This window comes from Brevibacillus composti, from assembly GCF_016406105.1.
In the GTDB taxonomy this organism is placed as follows: domain Bacteria; phylum Bacillota; class Bacilli; order Brevibacillales; family Brevibacillaceae; genus Brevibacillus; species Brevibacillus composti.
This window is the reverse complement of the sequence record NZ_CP066308.1, coordinates 2,091,442-2,108,419: the sequence shown is the minus strand read 5'-3', so window position 1 is coordinate 2,108,419 and position 16,978 is coordinate 2,091,442. Positions and strand designations below refer to the sequence as shown.

General features: G+C 56.6%; 13 protein-coding genes. 4 read left to right on the top strand and 9 right to left on the bottom strand.

Annotated elements, in window-relative coordinates; all coding sequences use genetic code 11:
- Nucleotides 1–23 precede the first annotated feature (23 nt).
- Nucleotides 24–1,784 (top strand): menaquinone biosynthesis decarboxylase, encoded by a 1,761-nt coding sequence (locus tag JD108_RS10855; protein WP_198829819.1) that lies wholly within the window; start codon nt 24–26, stop codon nt 1,782–1,784.
- A gap of 169 nt (nt 1,785–1,953) precedes the next feature.
- Entirely contained in the window at nt 1,954–3,444 is a 1,491-nt protein-coding gene (locus JD108_RS10850; RefSeq protein WP_198829818.1) for an NCS1 family nucleobase:cation symporter-1, read from the top strand.
- Nucleotides 3,445–3,576: 132 nt separating this feature from the next.
- Here the strand turns inward: JD108_RS10850 and JD108_RS10845 are convergent, their stop codons facing one another.
- The 6 genes from JD108_RS10845 to JD108_RS10820 all read right to left on the bottom strand — a co-directional run bounded on the left by JD108_RS10845 (nt 3,577) and on the right by JD108_RS10820 (nt 11,242).
- Nucleotides 3,577–5,376: a methyl-accepting chemotaxis protein gene (locus JD108_RS10845; protein WP_228728381.1), complete on the bottom strand. Its 1,800-nt coding sequence runs from the start codon at nt 5,374–5,376 to the stop codon at nt 3,577–3,579.
- Between the two features lie 101 nt (nt 5,377–5,477).
- The gene (locus JD108_RS10840; RefSeq protein ID WP_198829817.1) at nt 5,478–6,002 is read right to left on the bottom strand and encodes a hypothetical protein; all 525 of its coding nucleotides are present in this window, start codon (nt 6,000–6,002) and stop codon (nt 5,478–5,480) included.
- 126 nt (nt 6,003–6,128) lie between these two features.
- Entirely contained in the window at nt 6,129–7,019 is an 891-nt protein-coding gene (locus tag JD108_RS10835; protein WP_198829816.1) for a nitrilase-related carbon-nitrogen hydrolase, read from the bottom strand.
- A gap of 48 nt (nt 7,020–7,067) precedes the next feature.
- Nucleotides 7,068–8,453: a dihydropyrimidinase gene (gene hydA, locus JD108_RS10830; protein ID WP_198829815.1), complete on the bottom strand. Its 1,386-nt coding sequence runs from the start codon at nt 8,451–8,453 to the stop codon at nt 7,068–7,070.
- An 80-nt stretch (nt 8,454–8,533) separates the two neighbouring features.
- The gene (preA, locus tag JD108_RS10825) at nt 8,534–9,823 is read right to left on the bottom strand and encodes an NAD-dependent dihydropyrimidine dehydrogenase subunit PreA (RefSeq protein WP_198829814.1); all 1,290 of its coding nucleotides are present in this window, start codon (nt 9,821–9,823) and stop codon (nt 8,534–8,536) included.
- Nucleotides 9,824–9,874: 51 nt separating this feature from the next.
- Complete coding sequence (locus JD108_RS10820; RefSeq protein ID WP_198829813.1) at nt 9,875–11,242, bottom strand: NAD(P)-dependent oxidoreductase; 1,368 nt, start codon at nt 11,240–11,242, stop codon at nt 9,875–9,877.
- Nucleotides 11,243–11,436: 194 nt separating this feature from the next.
- Between JD108_RS10820 and JD108_RS10815 the strand changes: the two genes are divergently transcribed.
- Complete coding sequence (locus JD108_RS10815; protein WP_198829812.1) at nt 11,437–12,000, top strand: hypothetical protein; 564 nt, start codon at nt 11,437–11,439, stop codon at nt 11,998–12,000.
- A gap of 9 nt (nt 12,001–12,009) precedes the next feature.
- The gene (locus JD108_RS10810; protein WP_198829811.1) at nt 12,010–12,435 is read left to right on the top strand and encodes a hypothetical protein; all 426 of its coding nucleotides are present in this window, start codon (nt 12,010–12,012) and stop codon (nt 12,433–12,435) included.
- Between the two features lie 4 nt (nt 12,436–12,439).
- Here JD108_RS10810 and JD108_RS10805 read toward each other — a convergent pair whose 3' ends face one another.
- The 3 genes from JD108_RS10805 to JD108_RS10795 form a co-directional block, all read right to left on the bottom strand.
- A complete protein-coding gene (locus JD108_RS10805; protein WP_198829810.1) occupies nt 12,440–13,765 on the bottom strand; it encodes a hypothetical protein in 1,326 nt (441 codons plus the stop codon).
- 192 nt (nt 13,766–13,957) lie between these two features.
- Nucleotides 13,958–15,325 (bottom strand): aspartate aminotransferase family protein, encoded by a 1,368-nt coding sequence (locus tag JD108_RS10800; protein WP_198829809.1) that lies wholly within the window; start codon nt 15,323–15,325, stop codon nt 13,958–13,960.
- Nucleotides 15,326–15,343: 18 nt separating this feature from the next.
- On the bottom strand, nt 15,344–16,852 hold the full coding sequence (locus JD108_RS10795) for a CoA-acylating methylmalonate-semialdehyde dehydrogenase (protein ID WP_198829808.1): 1,509 nt from the start codon (nt 16,850–16,852) through the stop codon (nt 15,344–15,346).
- Nucleotides 16,853–16,978: the final 126 nt, after the last annotated feature.

Below are 16,978 nucleotides of genomic sequence, written 5' to 3'. Positions count from 1 at the left end.
ATGGGGATGTGGAGGTAAGATACATGCACGCAAACCTGCGTTCGTTCTTGGAACAACTGCGCCGTCACGGACAGTTGGTTGAAATTGATGCAGCGGTCGATCCCTATTTGGAATTGGCTGAAATACATCGCAGGGTCATCCAGGAGGAAGGGCCCGCCTTGCTCTTTACCAATGTGAAAGGAAAGTCTTTTCCTGTCGTGACCAATCTGTTTGGCACCGCCGAGCGGGTAGACATGGCTTTTGGCCCCAAACCGGAAAACGTCGTGCGCGAACTGGTACATGGAATGGACAAGCTGATGCCGCCCTCTCTCTCCGGCCTGTGGGATTTGCGCGGGCCTTTGCTGGAGGTCATGAAGACAGGGACGAAAACCGTCTCGCCCAGTCAAGCGCCGGTCACCCAGATCTCGACGACAGACGTAGACATGACAGCGCTTCCCGCCCTGACTACCTGGCATCTGGACGGAGGTCCGTTCGTCACGCTGCCGCTGGTCTACACCGAGCATCCGGATACCAAACAGCATAATTTGGGCATGTACCGGATTCAGATATATGACAAAAATACGACAGGCATGCACTGGCAGATTCACAAAGGAGGGGGCTTCCATTATCACGAAGCGGAGCGGCAAAATCGCTCGCTTCCGGTCACTTTGACCATCGGCGGTCCGCCTGCGCTCATCTTGGCGGCGATCTCTCCCCTGCCGGAAATGGTGCCCGAGCTCGTATTCGCTTCGCTGGTGATGGGTGAGAAATTAAAAATGGCCGAAGTGCCAAACCATCCGCACCGCATTGTCGCCGATGCCGAATTTGTCTTCACGGGAGAGGTTCCGCCTCATATTCGCAGACCGGAAGGCCCGTTTGGCGATCACTTTGGCTACTATTCGCTGACCCACGATTTTCCGGTGTTCAACGTCAAACAGATGTTTCACCGCAAAGACGCGATTTATCCCGCGACCATCGTAGGAAAACCGCGTCAGGAGGACTACTACATCGGCGAATACCTGCAGCGGCTGCTCTCTCCGCTCTTCCCTGTCGTGATGCCGGGCGTCAAGGCGATCTGGGCCTATTGTGAAACCGGTGTCCACGCCCTGGCCGGTGCCATCGTCCGGGAGCGCTATTATAAAGAAGCGATGGCCAACGCGTTTCGCATCATGGGCGAAGGTCAGCTGACGCTGACAAAGTTCCTGATGGTGACCGACGTGGATTGCGATCTCGCCAACTTCCGGGATTTCCTCGAAATCGTACTGGCCCGCTTCCAGCCGGAGCGCGACCTGTTGATCGTCAACGATACCTCGGGCGATACGCTGGATTACACCGGGCGCAAGTTGAACCACGGTTCCAAAGGGATCATGCTGGGGATCGGCGACCCCGTCCGCGAGCTGCCGCGAGAGTACAAGGGCGAAGGCATTCCGAGCATTTCCAACATTCAGCCGTTCTCGGCCGGCTGCCTGGTCATCTCGGGTCCTTCCTATGAAGACCGTCCGGAGTTTGGTGAAGAAATTCTTCCCTACCTGTATGAGAATTGCCGCGAATGGCCGATGATTTGCATTGTCGATGACGCCTCGATCGCCCAAGACCAGGCTGCGTTCTTATGGACCGTGTTTACGAGATTTGACCCGGCCCATGACCTGTACGCCAAATCGACGATTGTCCGCAACAAGATCCGCTACGAGGGGCCACTGGTCGTGGACGCCCGCATGAAGCCGTTTTATCCGGACGAAGTAGAAGTCCTTCCGGAAATTGCGGAACTGGTGGATCGCCGCTGGAAAGAGTATTTTCCGAAATAAATCGCTTTGATCAAACGAAACAGTGCCTGGCGTTTGCCGGGCGCTTTTTCTTGTCATTATGCGAAAATTCTGTAATCAGCGGTTGGCCCGCCCAATATAATGTAGCATCCTGTGTCCGAGTCCCTGCCTGATTCGGGCACTCATCTTCCCACAAAGGAGGGATATACCCATGAAGACGCAAGTAGATGCGGGCGGGATCGTCACATTGACGAAAGAAGGTGAACATCTGATCAAGGACAGTCCGCTCTTCAACGAGGGACTTCGGCCCACGACGATGGAAGAGCATAACTGGACCTCTTACAACTTTGCCAGTCTTTGGATCGGCATGTCCATCTGCTTGCCTGCGTACTCGCTCGCCGCCGGATTGATCGCCCTGGGGATGAATTGGTGGCAGGCCATATTGACCATTATCCTGGGGAACTGTATTGTCCTTATTCCGATCCTCCTCAATTCCCACGCAGGCACCAAGTTTGGCATCCCGTACCCCGTCTATGCCCGCCTCTGGTTCGGCTCCAGAGGGGCCCACATCCCTGCCGTCGCTCGCGGATTGGTAGGAGCCGGCTGGTTTGGGATCAACTGCTGGTTCGGCGGCACTGCCATTGACACGCTGCTTATGTCGATGAGCGGATGGGAAAATGTAGCCGGGCATACCTGGATCGCCTTTTTCGGATTCTGGGCGCTCAACGTATGGATTGCCTACAGAGGACCAGAGGCCATCAAGAAAATGGAGTTCTGGGCCGCTCCTATCCTGATCATCATGTCCCTCGCACTGCTGGTCTGGGCGCTCACCACTGCTGGCGGATGGGGACCGATGCTGTCTGCCCCTTCCAAATTCAATACCGTCGGTGAATTCCTCATTGTCTTCTTCCCCTCCCTCACCGGAGCCATTGCCTTCTGGGCGACCATGGCGCTGAATATTCCCGACTTCTGCCGCTACGCGAAAAGTCAAAAAGCGCAAATCGTCGGACAGTCGACCGCCCTGCCGACGACCATGGGAGGCTTCTCGTTCATCGGTGTGGCCGTCGCATCCGCTACGGTCGTCATCTACGGAGAAGCGATCTGGGATCCTGCCGCCGTCCTGGCCAAATTTTCTCCTTTTGCCATCTTCCTGGGCACTATCGGCATTATCCTCGCCACGCTGACCACGAACGTCGCCGCCAATGTCGTCGCACCTGCCCGGGCCATCGAGAATCTGGCGCCGCGCAAGATGACCTTTGGGGCCGGCGCGATCATCACCGGAGTGGCAGCGCTTGCGATGCAGCCCTGGTACATTCTCGACAATTTTGGCAACTACATCTTTCTGTGGCTGGGAACGTATGCCGCCCTCCTCGGCCCGATTGACGGCATTGCCATCGCCGATTACTGGCTGGTGCGCAAGCGGCGGATTCACCTGACGGAGCTGTACCGGACAAACGGCATCTATTCGTACACGGGCGGATTCAACTGGAGTGCAGTGTGGGCCATGGCCATCGGGATTGCCGTCCCATTTATCAGCAAGCTGATCCCCGGACTCGGTTTCATCTGGGATAACGCATGGACCATCGGATTGTTGATCTCGCTTGCCCTGTACACGCTGTTCATGAAAAACAACAGCAGCCTGATCAGCGAAAAAGAGTATGAGGAGATCACCGCGCACCAAGCGGAGTCCCGCGCATCCTGAGGGGGTTGCCATCGAATCGTTTGCACAGCCCCATAAAAAGAGAGGCCCTCGAAAGAGCCTCTCTTTTTCCTATGTGTTCGGCATGACATCATTCATACGGCATGGCTTTGTTCGATTGGTTCTTCGCCGCCATTAGATGTTAAAACGGCTGATCGACTCTTGCAGCTCATGCGACAGCTTGCTCAAATTTTCGCTGGAGTAGGCAATTTCCTGCATCGCCGCCAGCTGCTCCTCCGAGTTGGCCGCCACACCCTGGGTATGATCCGCAGCTTCTTCGGACAAGCGCTTCATCTCATCCATCGAAGAGACGATCTGCTGGATGCTTGCCGACATTTCTTCCGTGGCTGCGGATACTTCCTGTACTTGTCCCGCAATCGTATGGGAAGAAACCACGATGCGCTGGAACGCCTCCCCTGCTTCCCGTACGATGACGCTTCCTGCCTCGGCTTCCTGTGTTCCTTGGTCAATCGCGCTGACGACTTGCGCTGTTTCCTTCTGGATGTCTTGGATCAGGCGCTCGATCTCGCGTGCCGACTGCTCGGATTGTTCCGCCAGCTTGCGCACTTCATCGGCAACTACGGCAAATCCGCGTCCCTGTTCTCCGGCCCGTGCCGCTTCGATCGCGGCGTTCAACGCGAGCAGATTGGTTTGCGAAGCAATCCCGGTGATCACCTGCACGATCTCGCCGATGGCATCCGATCGCACACCCAGTGATTGCACCAGCGCAGAAGCGCGGCTTACGGCTTCATTGATCGCGCTCATCTGCTGAACAGCGGACTGAACGCGCTCATTGCCCTGCTCTGCTTCCTTGGCAGCTTGTCCGGAAAATTCCGATACGGTGCCGGAAGTCTCCGCGATACGCTGTACGGCCAGCGCCATTTCTTCCATGACGCGTACCCCTTCAGCTGTGCGCTGACTTTGCACTTCGGTGCCAGAAGCGATCTCTTCGATCGCTTCCGCCGCTTGCTGCGCGGATTGCGCGGTCATTTCCGCACTGGCATGGAGTTGCTGGGAAGAAGAAGCCACCTGTTCGCTGGCGATCTTTACCTGTTCGATCAGCTGTCTCAGCTCTGCCGCCAGGCGATTGAAGGCCGCCGCCAGGACGCCTGCTTCGTCTCGACCGAGGTCGTCGATCGGCTCTACATTCAGGTTGCCCGATGCGAGCTCCTCCAGTCGAGAAGCGACCTCGCGGAGAGGATTGGCAATCAGGCGCGCAATCGTAAAGCCGAGGCCCAGTGAGAGGACGATGGCCATGATGGCGATGACGGCCATCAACATTTCAACGGTCTTCGCCTCTTGCGTATTCGTATTGTTCATCTCTTCCGCATAGGTCTCTTTGAAACTGGCCCACCCTTTTAATTCCTGGTTAATTCCGTTCAGCGTCGATTCTGTCGCGCGGAAAAAGGCAAATGCTTCATCCGCATTCCCCTCGTCGATCAGCTTGATGACCACATTCTGATCGCTGCGGTATTTGTCCAAAAGCATGCGAAGGGTTTCCAGGATTTCTTTTTCCTTATCGCTGTTCCCAGTCGCCTCGAGCTGTGCCAACAACTCGTCCGAACGGGTAACCAGATCGCCATACTGCTGCTTGTAGTCGCGCAGCTTGGACGGGCTGGATTCGAGCATCATTTTATAGATGAGACCTTCGATCTGCCTGGTTTCGGTGCGGAGCTCATTGATCCATTTGACCGGCAGGAGCTGATCCTCGTACATGGTCGTCATGCGGCTTTCCGCCTTCATCAGGTTGAACAACCCGGTCGCGCCAACAGCTGCCATAAATACGCCCATCAATACAACCAGACTGATCAATTTCGTTCTGGTTTTTAGATTGCGGAGCACATTGAGTCTCATGTTTCCGAGCTTCTTCAGCTTCTGACTGCGCGGAGCGTCCTGCTTTTTTCGTGGCTTGAACTTGCTAAATAGTTTTTTCATGTCACATCTCCATCTCCTTATTACCAAAATCTTTTTATATTTGATGAAATTAGTCGAATAATGTCTAATTCTACCAAAGGGAGATGGACAAGTCGATAGTTTTACGACGAAACTCCCAAATCGAATACAGAATAGAGTGAAATATTTGCGATTTGCCGCTCAGGCCTATAGCAAATGTAATAGGTCAGCTCATCGGAAATCCGGTAGCTGATTCCTTCATACCCCTTGGCCAGCAGGTAGCGACGAATCGCTTCTCCTGTCCAATCCAGCCATTCGCGGTGAGACAGCCCCTCTGCCTTTTGGATCAATTCCTGCTCCGTATAGAGCTCGCGCAAAGCGTCGGTGCGCAGCTGATTTTCACCGTAGCCCTCGTGCAGGCAAAAAAGTTTGTCCGTATCCAGCTCCTGCGCGAGAATCGCAGCCTGGTCCCAGGTCGTCTCGGCATGGCAGATCGCATATTGCGCCGCGATTTTCTTGCTGCTGACGAGATAGACACCGGTTCCGAATACGGCCTTGGCAATGGCGCCATTAACGAATTGCCTGCGCTCATGCCTCTCGTACCGCTGCGATTTGACCACGCGGACGGCTTCCTGATATTCGACTCCCCGATAGACGATTTGCTTCATCTCTTACCCTCCTACTTCCCGTTTCCTGCCAACTGTAAACCTCAAAAGGAAAAAAAGGGGGCGTAATTTCTCACGCCTCCCTGCTTCTGGGCGAACCTCTTGTCTTTCCAACCCATTTCGGCCCGATCAGGGCAACAGCTTCACCATATCCTCGTAGGTCTCCGGTCTGCGGTCCCGGTAGAATTGCCACGTATCCCGCACCTGGTGGATGAGATTTCGGTCCATCTCCCCGATGATCACTTCGTCCCGATCTCTGCTGCCGATGGCGACAAACTGACCGCGCGGATCAACCAGATAGGACTGGCCGTAGAATTCCCCCATCGCCCATGGCTCCTCCACGCCCACCCTGTTGATCGCGGCCACGTAGTACCCGTTGGCTACCGCGTGGGCAGGCTGCTCCAGCTTCCAGAGGTACTCGGAGAGTCCCGCTACAGTAGCCGACGGATTGAAGATAATCTCTGCGCCGTTCAGGCCGAGCAGCCTCGCTCCCTCCGGAAAATGACGGTCATAGCAGATGTAGACGCCGATTTTGGCAAAAGCGGTCTCAAAGACGGGATAACCCAGATTGCCCGGTTTAAAATAATATTTTTCCCAGAAGCCGCAGCCCTTTTCTCCTACGCCCACATGGGGAATATGCTGTTTTCTGTACTTGCCCAGGTAGCTGCCGTCCGCGTCGATCACCGCCGCCGTATTGTAATAAGTCCCGATGCCCACACGCTCGTAGATCGGCAGGATCAGCACGGTTCCGAGCTCTTTTGCCAGTTCCTGAAACTGCCTGACGGTCGGCCCATCCGGTATTTCTTCAGCCGCTTCATACCATTTGGTGCTCTGTTCTGCACAGAAATACGGGCCGTAAAAGATTTCCTGCAGGCAGATGATTTGCGCTCCTTTGGCCGCAGCCTCCCGCATCATGCTCACATGCTTTTCGATCGCTTTTTCTTTGTGCACGTGTACGGGTTCATCACCGTGCACCTCATTTTTTGCCTGAATCAGGCCGATGGTCACCTTGTTTCCCATCGCCGCCCCCTCCTTCTTGCATCTGTTGCGAGCCGCTGCCTGCCACATTTACGGCTGGGCAAATGTCGACCGTTTGATGAACTGGCCGCTGCCTGCCTGGCCGACGAATTGCTTGTCGCGCACGACAAACGAACCCCTGGACAGGACAGACACCACTTCGCCGTATACCTCTTTCCCCTCGAAGGGATTGTAATCGACGTTCATATGATGGGTCTTTGCCGAAATCGTCCGCTTTACCTGCGGATCAAAGATCACGATGTCGGCATCGGAACCTACGGCGATCGTTCCTTTGCACGGAAACATCCCAAACAGCTTCGCCGCCTTTGTCGAGCAGACGTCGACAAATTGGTTCAAACTGATCCTGCCCTCTCGCACGCCGTCGGAGTAGAGGATCGCCATCCGGTCTTCGATGAGGGGTCCGCCGTTCGGGATCTTGGTGAAATCGTCCCGGCCCAGTTCCTTTTGCCCCGAGAAATTAAACGGACAATGATCGGAGCCGACCGTTTGCAAAATGCCGTTTTTCAAGGCGCTCCAGAGAACCTCCTGATTCCATTTCTCGCGCAGCGGCGGCGACCAGACGTACTTGGCTCCTTCGAAGTCAGGCTGGTCCATGACGCTGATGTCCAGCGCCAGGTATTGCGGGCACGTCTCGCCGTACACATTCCAGCCCTTTTCGCGCGCCTCCGCGATGCGCTGGACCGCCGACGCGCAAGAGACGTGAACGACGTAGAGCTGGGAGTCGGCCAGCGCCGTGAGCGCGATCGCTCTGCCCGTCGCTTCGCCCTCCGCTTCCGCCGGTCTGGTGTAGGCGTGGTAGATCGGAGCGGTATTCCCCTCGGCCAAGGCCTTTTTGGTCAAGTAGTCGAGTACGTCGCCATTCTCCGCATGCACCTGGACCAATGCCCCCAGCTCTTTGGCCCGGACCAGCGTCTTGAACAATGTCTCGTCATCGGCTTGGAAGACGTTTTTGTAGGCCATGAATACCTTCAGCGATGTGACCCCCTCGGAAGCGATGACGCTCTCCAGCTCTTCCAGCACCTGGTCATTGGCTTCCGCGATCATCAGGTGAAAGCCGTAGTCGATGACTGCTTTGCCGCGGGCCTTTTCATGCCAGGTGGCGATCGCGGAGCGGAGCGTCTCCCCCTTTTTCGTCAGGCAAAAATCAACGATGCTGGTCGTTCCGCCAAATGCCGCCGCCCTGGTTCCGGTGAAGAAATCATCGGCCGTTACCGTACCGCCAAACGGCATGTCGAGATGCGTATGCGGATCGATCCCTCCCGGCAGGACATAGCATCCGCTGGCGTCGATCACTTCCGCATCCTCGACGGGCAAATGATGGCCGATCGCGCTCACTCGCTCTCCTTCAATTAACACATCCGCTTGATAGGTATCGGCTGCCGTCACCACCGTACCGCCGCGAATCCATTTTTTCATCGCTACCCCTCCTTATTTTCCCGGCCCCATAGGGGCATATTGCCTGTTGCCTGCTGAAAGAGGCTCCATCCGGCTAAAACTTATGACTCGCTCTCGATCCCGCAGCTTTTGCCCGCCGCCAGCGCTGCCTGACGCTGGTTCCAGGTAAGCGGCGGCTCTCCCGTGGGAATCTCCACCATCTCAATCGTTCCCTCGACCGGGCAGACGATGGAGCAGAGATTGCAGCCGACGCAATCCTCTTCCCGGACGACCAGCTTTTCCTTGCCGGTGCGCTCATCCCTGACGATGTCGATGCATTGATGAGACGTATCCTCACAGGCGATATGGCACTTGTTGCAGTTGATGCAGGTCTCTTCGTGGATGCGTGCGACGATCTTGTAGTTCAGATTCAGGTTGCCCCAGTCCGAATAGGTGTGGACGGCTTTGCCCACGATGTCCATCACCGAAGCGATGCCGCGCTGATCGAGATAGTTGTTCAGACCGTCGATCATGTCTTCGACGATGCGGAAGCCGTGATGCATCGCCGCTGTACATACCTGTACGCCGCTGGCACCCATGAGCAGGAATTCTACCGCATCCTGCCAGGTGGAGATGCCGCCGATACCCGAGATCGGGATGCCGACATGGGGATCGCGGGCGCACTCGGCCACCATGTTGAGTGCGATCGGTTTGACTGCAGGACCGCAGTAGCCCCCGTGGGCTCCTTTTCCATCGACATGCGGAATGGGCAGCCAGGAATCCAGATCCACCCCCATCAGGCTGTTGATCGTGTTGATCATGCTGATCGCGTCCGCGCCTCCCTCCGAGGCAGCCCGTGCCGTATAGCGGATGTCTGTGATGTTCGGCGTCAGTTTGACGATGACGGGCGTCTCGGCCACTTCTTTGACCCACTCGACCTGCTGCCGGATCAGATCGGGATGCTGTCCGACTGCCGAGCCCATCCCCCGTTCCGCCATGCCGTGCGGACAGCCGAAGTTCAGCTCCAGCCCATCGACGCCGACCGCCTCTACCTGCTTGACGATCTCATGCCAAGCCTCCCGCTTGTGCTCTACCATGAGCGAGGCGATCAAGGTGTGCTTGGGGTAGAGCCGCTTGGTCTCTTCCATCTCTCGCAAATTCTCTTCAAGCGGCCGGTCCGTAATCAGCTCAATATTGTTGAAGCCCATCACCCGCTGCCCGCCGTAATGGAGAGCGGCAAAGCGGGAGGTCACATTGATGATCGGCTCCCCCAAGGTCTTCCATACGGCCCCGCCCCAGCCCGCTTCAAAAGCCCGCTGCACCTGATAACCGGAGTTGGTGGGCGGTGCCGAAGCGAGCCAAAATGGATTCGGCGACTCGATACCGGCCAAATTGATGCGTAAATCTGCCATTTCCCTACGCCTCCTTCTACCTGGCAAAATCCTCTAGTGGACAGCCGTCCCTCAGACGGTCTGTCTCTGCTCGCTCAACGCCGCGTGTATGGCCTGGGCCGCCCGCACACCGTGATTGGCTGCATCCACGACCATGGCATCGGTTCCGCCGCCGCCGAAGATCACATCCCCGGCCGCGTAGACGCGAGGATCAGAGGTGCGGTACGTGCCTGATTCAACGGCGACGATGCCGTTATGGTGTTGCAGGCCAAAGGCTTCGATCAGCGGTACATGCCGGGTCTGTCCGATGGCTTTGACGACAAAGTCCGTCTCCACTGTGAACTGGCTGTCCGGTACCGGGACCGGCTTTCTCCTGCCCTTGGCGTCCGGCTCGCCCAGCTCCATGCGCATCAGCTCCAATCCGGTCACCTTGCCGTTTTCCCCGATGATCCGCGTCGGTGCGACCAGCCAGCGGAATTCAACCCCGTCCTGCTTGGCGAATTCATACTCAAACTGGTAACAGGTCATCTCTTTTTCGGTGCGCCGGTAGAGAATCTGCACCTGCCCGGCTCCCAGCCGCTTGGAGCTGGTGGCAGCGTCGATCGCGGTATTGCCCGCACCGATGACCAGGACCTTTTTTCCGAACATTCTGTCAGGCAGCGGTCTGGTTTTCGTCTCCTCTACCAGCGAGATGGCATCGAGGACGCCGTCCAGCTCCTCTCCCTCGATATTCAGCCGCGGCACTTCCCCCATCCCAACCGCGAGGAGGACGGAGTCATACTGCTCCAACAGCTCCTGCGGCTGCACATCGATCCCGACCTTGGTATTGGTTCGGATCCCGACGCCGAGCTTCTCCACCTGCTGTACTTCCCACAGGGAGATTTCCTGGGGCAGCCGGAAAGAGACGATGCCATACGTGTTTAATCCTCCTGCCTTTTCCCTGGCTTCAAAAACAGTGACCGCATAGCCGAGCCGGGCCAATTCCCTGGCTGCGGAAAGCCCCGCCGGACCGCCGCCGACGATGGCGACGCGCTTCCCGTTCTTTTCCCCCGGCTGAAAGAGTACCTGCCGGTTTTTGATGGCCCAATCGGTCGCGTGCCGCTGCAAAAGGCCGATCATGATCGGCTTGGACGCATGGTTGAGCACGCAGGCCCCCTCGCACAGCTCTTCTGTCGGACAGACTCTGGCGCAGCTGGCCCCGACCGGATTGGCTTCCATGATCGTTCTGGCCGAGCCGAGAAGATTGCCGGTGGCGATTTTTTTGATAAAGGACGGGATGTCGATCGAGGTGGGGCAAGCCTTGATACAGGGGGCGTCGTAACAGAAAAGGCATCGGTTCGCTTCGTCGATGGCCTCTTTCGGCTTCAAGGCGGGAACCACTTCTGCAAAGTTGGCTTCCAACGAAGCAGAGGTCTGGGTCTGTTCGCGGTGAACGCTCATTTTCGCAACTACCTCCTCGGGCGTTCTATAATCGCTTCCTTGCTATTAATCAATGTAGGGAACCAGCCTTTTATGATTCTTTCATCTCATTTTTTAGGTAGCCGTCTGGCGGAATGAAAAACACTTCCCGGTCATGAATGATTTCAGCTGCGAATACGCTGGTAACAGAAGCGACAGAAGAAAGGGAGAATGGCATGAAGAACTATCCGCAGCTGATTGCCAGACTTCGGCAGCAGATCGAAGAGTTGACCGATAGGCTAGGGGCACTGGAGCAGGAATGGGAATCGTTCGAAGCCCAGCAGCGCCTCAGGCAAACATACATTTCTTCCCGTGAAATTCTGGAGTTGCTCGCCACCCGCTGCGGCCGCACCGGCAGCATGGCCTCGATCAAACGCTGGGCGGACGAAGGACATCTCGGCCAGGTTGTCGAGGAAAGGGAGGCCTTTCCCTTGCTCGCCGGAAAACAGGGGAAGAAGCGCCATCTCTACCCGCGAGCCGACGTGTTTCGGTTTCTCTATCAAAAAGGATGGCTCCACCCCCGCTACGACGTGCTGGATCGGGTACTGCTAAAGGTCGGCGAGGATGTGAAATGGGCGGTCATCACCGCAGTGAACGCGAGAGAGGCCGATTCCATCGACCAGCTGTTCGTCTATCAAGCGCAATTGGAAGCAAGCGGCGAAGTGATCGAGGAGATCGCGGAGAACGCCTTACTGAGCGCCAGTAATACGGAGGCAACCGCCATGGCGGACCCGTCGTAAGGAGGAGTTATGGAGACGGTTTCCATTCGCTTGCCAAATACAATCGAAAACCAGGACTATTCCCGGCAAATCCGCGATTTCCATAAAAAAAAGGGGCAGCCCCTCAGCATTCGCTTTAGTGAGGAGCTGACCCATATTGTGCTGGAAGCGCCTTGCTTGTATCTCCCACAGCGTAAAGCCCTGGGAAAAGGGGCGATTGTCGATGGCGTACTGAAAAAAAACGGCAGCCATTACGAGATCCATCCCCGAAGCAAGGGCAAGACGATCAATCTGCATCTCGACTCGGAACTGGTAGCGGAGCTGGAGCAAATTCGGATGAAAGTGTCCAGCAAGACCCAGCACGAAGTGATCCTCGAGATGTTCATTCGCGGCCTCCGCGCTTATCAGGCGGAGCGGGACGAGCGAGAGTCCCGCAAAGAGGAAGGGCAAGAGTGACCTGTTACTTGTAATCGCCTTTCAAATAATTGTGGAACGGCTGGTCGACCCAGAATTGATAGCTCTCTACCGTGATCGCCGGATTTACTTTTTTCAATCCCGCGATGACCTTTGCCGATTCCTCGTTCAAGGTAAAGGACTGGGCCAGGTATCTGCCGTTTTTCAAAACGTGATTGGTAATCACCGGGTAGTCCTCCAGCTCGGTCAGCGAGTAATAGAGCGGCTGCCACCAGGAGGATTTCAAGAGGCCTGCCGCGTTTTCCTCGTTCTTCTTGGCGTACTTGAGCACCAGCGGCTGGAATTGCTCCTTTTCTTTGACTGACGCGAATTCTAGGCTGAGGTCGTATTCTTTCGCGTAGGCGATATGATTTCCGTTTTCAATCGAAGCGACCTGGTAGTTGTCGGTCTCAACCGGCTCGCCCCACTCCTTGAGGTAGACGAAGGCGGAAGTTTTCGGCTCCAGCTGGACTTTGGCCTCGATGCCCTCACGCTTGAGCAGCCCGATCAGCTGGACGGCATGGATGATGTCGCTGTGACCGTAGGTAATCGTGCGGGCCGGATCAAAATGCGGATCATACTGCGTGTCCTTCAGATTGTAACCGGTGATCAAATTTTGTTTCAGCGCCTCATCAACGGTCTTTTGGAGCTCCTCGGACTTGATCAGCACAGATTCGTTCCAGGCCTGCACCAGCTTGCCGTAAATGTCAGGCTCGCTGATGTATCCAAGGAAATGTTGCTGCTCACCCAGGAATTCAGCCACTTTGCCGAGGAGCTGGTAGCCGAGCTCCGCGGTGAGGGCGGCATCCAGTTTATATCCGCCCGCATGGGGTACGGTCAGGAAACCGGTATCTAGCGCGGCGGCAATCTCCTGGGCGGCTTCTTTTGCGATGGACCCTTCCGGCGTATAGCTCCAGCCTGCAGTTTTCCAAGCGGCCGCGATCTGTTCATCCGTGTAGGTGTAGGCGAGCTCCTTCAGCTCAGCCGCTTTTACTGCTGCACTGACGGCCTCCCAGACCTGAAGGCTTCCGCTTTTGTCCGCTCCCTGGAAAAAGGCGGCCTCTCCCTCCTCCGAAGACAGGATTGCGGATGAAGCGCGCACCTTCAGGAGTCCTTTTTCAAACTGCGGTTTTGTGATGGTGCCCGAGAGCTTGATACCGAACTGCTGCTGCAGGTATGCCGCCGTCTCTTGGGCAGAAGCGGACTGTGCCGGTACAGCGGCCAGATACGGGGCGGTTGCGGCTGCATGCACATGTGCGCCTGTGGACAGGGCCAGAGCAGACAGCAGGGCTGCGGAAGCGGTCAGATGAACGATGGTACGTTTGGTTTGCATGGTTTCTCTCTCCTCGCTTGTTGGAAAAGCAACAATTCCTACTAATTTACTATACTTTCATTGAGCCTTACGTTACCATGTTCAACCAGCGGCGTCAATCCCTTTCCGGACAAGTAAAAACCCTGCCCCTGGCGCCAGCTAAAAGCTGGACGGACCAAAGGGTAGGGTTTTTTTGATGATCGGGCGAGACTCTTACTGGTTCAGCTCGTCAAATGCTTCCCGCAGCACCTGGGCGATGAAGTTGATATCCTCGCTGGTGGTCGAGAACGGCGGAGAAAGCGTCAGCACGTTGTTGAACCCGGGTACCGTGTCTCCATTGCGGCCGATGATCAGACCGCGCTTCTTGCAGGCACCGATGATCTTGGCCAGTTTGTCAGGGGCGGCCGGCTCCTTGGTGTCCCGATTCTCTACCATCTCGATTCCCATCAGGAATCCGAAGCTGCGGATATCGCCGACATTCGGATGCTCTTCCAGGAACGCGAGCTTTTCGCGCAGCTCCTCGCCCAGCCTGCCCGCCCGCTCGATCATCTGCTCCTCTTCCATCAGCTCGAGGTTTTTCAGTGCGAGCGCACAGGCTGCCGGATTTCCGCCGAATGTATTGACATGGCGGAAGTGCAGATTGACGCCTTGCTCGTTGAATTTATCGGCGATCTCTGCCCGCACCGCTGTGGCGGAGAGCGGCAGATACGCACTGGTAATGCCTTTGGCCATCGTCACGATGTCCGGTTTGACGCCAAAATTCTGGTGGCCGAATTTTTGACCGGAGCGGCCAAAGCCGCAGATGACCTCATCGACGATCAACAGCACACCGTATTTGTCGCAGATCTCCCGCACTTTCGGCATATACTCCGGCGGCGGGACGATGACGCCGCCTCCGGTAATCGTCGGCTCCATGATCACCGCAGCGACGCTGCCTGCGCCTTCCCAGTTGATCACTTCATCATAGACCTGGGCGCACTCGAGATTGCAGTTGCCGTAGGTTTTGCCGAACGGACAGCGGTAACAATACGGCGGCGAGACATGGAGGAAGCCCGGCGCGAGCGGCTCGTATTTCTGCTTGCGGATGGACTGGCCAGTGGCGGCCAATGCCCCCATGGTATTTCCATGATACGCGCGGTGGCGGGAGATAAATTTATAGCGTCCCGGCTCCCCGTTCTGATGGTGGTATTGGCGTGCGATCTTGAAAGCGACTTCATTTGCCTCCGAGCCGCTGTTGGAGAAAAAGACGCGGTACTCGTCCCCCAGCCACTCGCTGACTTTTTCCGACAGCTTGATGGCCGGCACATGGCTTTGCGTCAGCGGGAAGTAGGCCATTTCCTTCAGCTGCTCGTAAGCGGCGTCCGCCAGCTCCTGACGACCGTAGCCGATGTTCACGCACCAGAGGCCGGACATCCCGTCCAGGTATTTATTCCCATCGATATCCGTCACCCAGGAGCCGCTTGCTTCCGTCACGATCATGGGGTTGGGGTTGAAGGGCGACATGTGATGCCACATATGGGCGCGGTCTTTTTCCAGCAGAGCTTCTTTGTCAACGGTGCGGATTTGTTGATCTTGGCTCATCTTCGTTCCTCCCTTTCGCTATTTCACGAATACTTTTTGAGAACCGATACTGGTGTCGCCGTCGTCGAACCAACGGGAAGTGATCGTCTTTTTCTTGGTGAAGAAGTCCACGCCGTCCTTGCCGTTGGCGTGCAGATCGCCGTAGAAGGAATTCTTCCAGCCCGTGAAGGCGAAGAAGCCCATCGGTGCCGGTACGCCTACGTTGACGCCGACCATGCCTGCTTCCACCCGCTGCACGAACTCCCGGCCCCATTTGCCGTTTTCCGTATAGATCGTGGCGCCGTTTCCGAAGCGGGATTTGCTGATCGTCTCCAGTCCCTCTTCAAAATTCTTGACGCGCATCACGCTGAGCACAGGGGCAAAAATTTCATCGCGGACGATGACCATTTCCGCATCTGCTTTATCGAAGATCGTCGGCCCGAGGAAATAGCCATCCGGCTGCGCTTTGGCATCTTCCCGCCCGTCGCGGACCAGCTCGGCGCCGGCAGCAAGCCCCTGCTCGATGAAGCCGTGCACTTTTTCCAGATGGGATGGACGGATCACTGGACCCAGATCGACTCCTTCTTCCAGCCCATTGCCCATCTTCAGTGCGTTGGACTCGGCGATCAGATGCTGGATCAGCTCGTCGGCGATCTCCTCGACCGCTACGACCGCGCTGGCGGCCATGCACCGCTCGCCGGCACAGCCAAATGCGGAGCTGACGATGGTTTTGGCAGCGCGCTGCAGGTTGGTGTCCGGCATGACGAGATGATGGTTTTTCGCGCCAGCCAGCGCTTGTACCCGCTTGCCATGCGCTGCTGCCGTCTTGTAGACGTACTCCGCGACCGGCTGGGAACCGACGAAGGAAATGGCTTTCACATCCGGATGCTCCAGCAGTCCATTGACCACGTCATGGGCGCCGTTAACCACATTGAACACGCCGTCCGGCAGCCCTGCTTCCTTCAGCAGCTCGGCGATGCGGATCGAAGAGAGCGGGGTGCGCTCCGAAGGCTTGAGGACAAAGGTATTCCCTGCCGTAATCGCGATCGGGTACATCCACATCGGCACCATCAGCGGGAAGTTGAACGGGGTGATGCCGCCGACCACACCGAGCGGGAAGCGGATGACTTGACAGTCGATGTTTTGCGCGATGTTCGGCAAGGTCTCGCCCATCAACAGGGTTGGCATTCCTGCCGCGAATTCGACCATCTCGACAGCGCGCAGCAGCTCTGCGTGAGCCTCGGCCAGATTTTTTCCGTTCTCCAAGGTGATCATTTGCGCCAGTTCATCTTGATGCTGCCAAAGCAAGTGTTGGAAGCGGAACATGATCCGGGCGCGATCCACGGCGGGCGTCTTGCTCCATGCGGGAAAAGCAGCCTTGGCCGCCTGAACAGCCTTGTCCACGTCTTCTTTCGTCGAGAGCGGCACGCGGGACAGCAGGTCGCCAGTGGCCGGATTGGGGATGTCCTCATAGCGGTCGGAGGCGGATTCGACCCACTCGCCAGCGATGTAGTTTTTCAGTGTGGGACCAACAGTTGTCATGCTCATAACACCTTCAGCTCCTTTGCGAACCTTGATTGATAATTCCATCTTATCTGAACATTCCATCCCTCTTCACTAGACAAACTGACAGGAGTTCGCTAGTATTCATGTTACATACTGTCTATAAGGAGG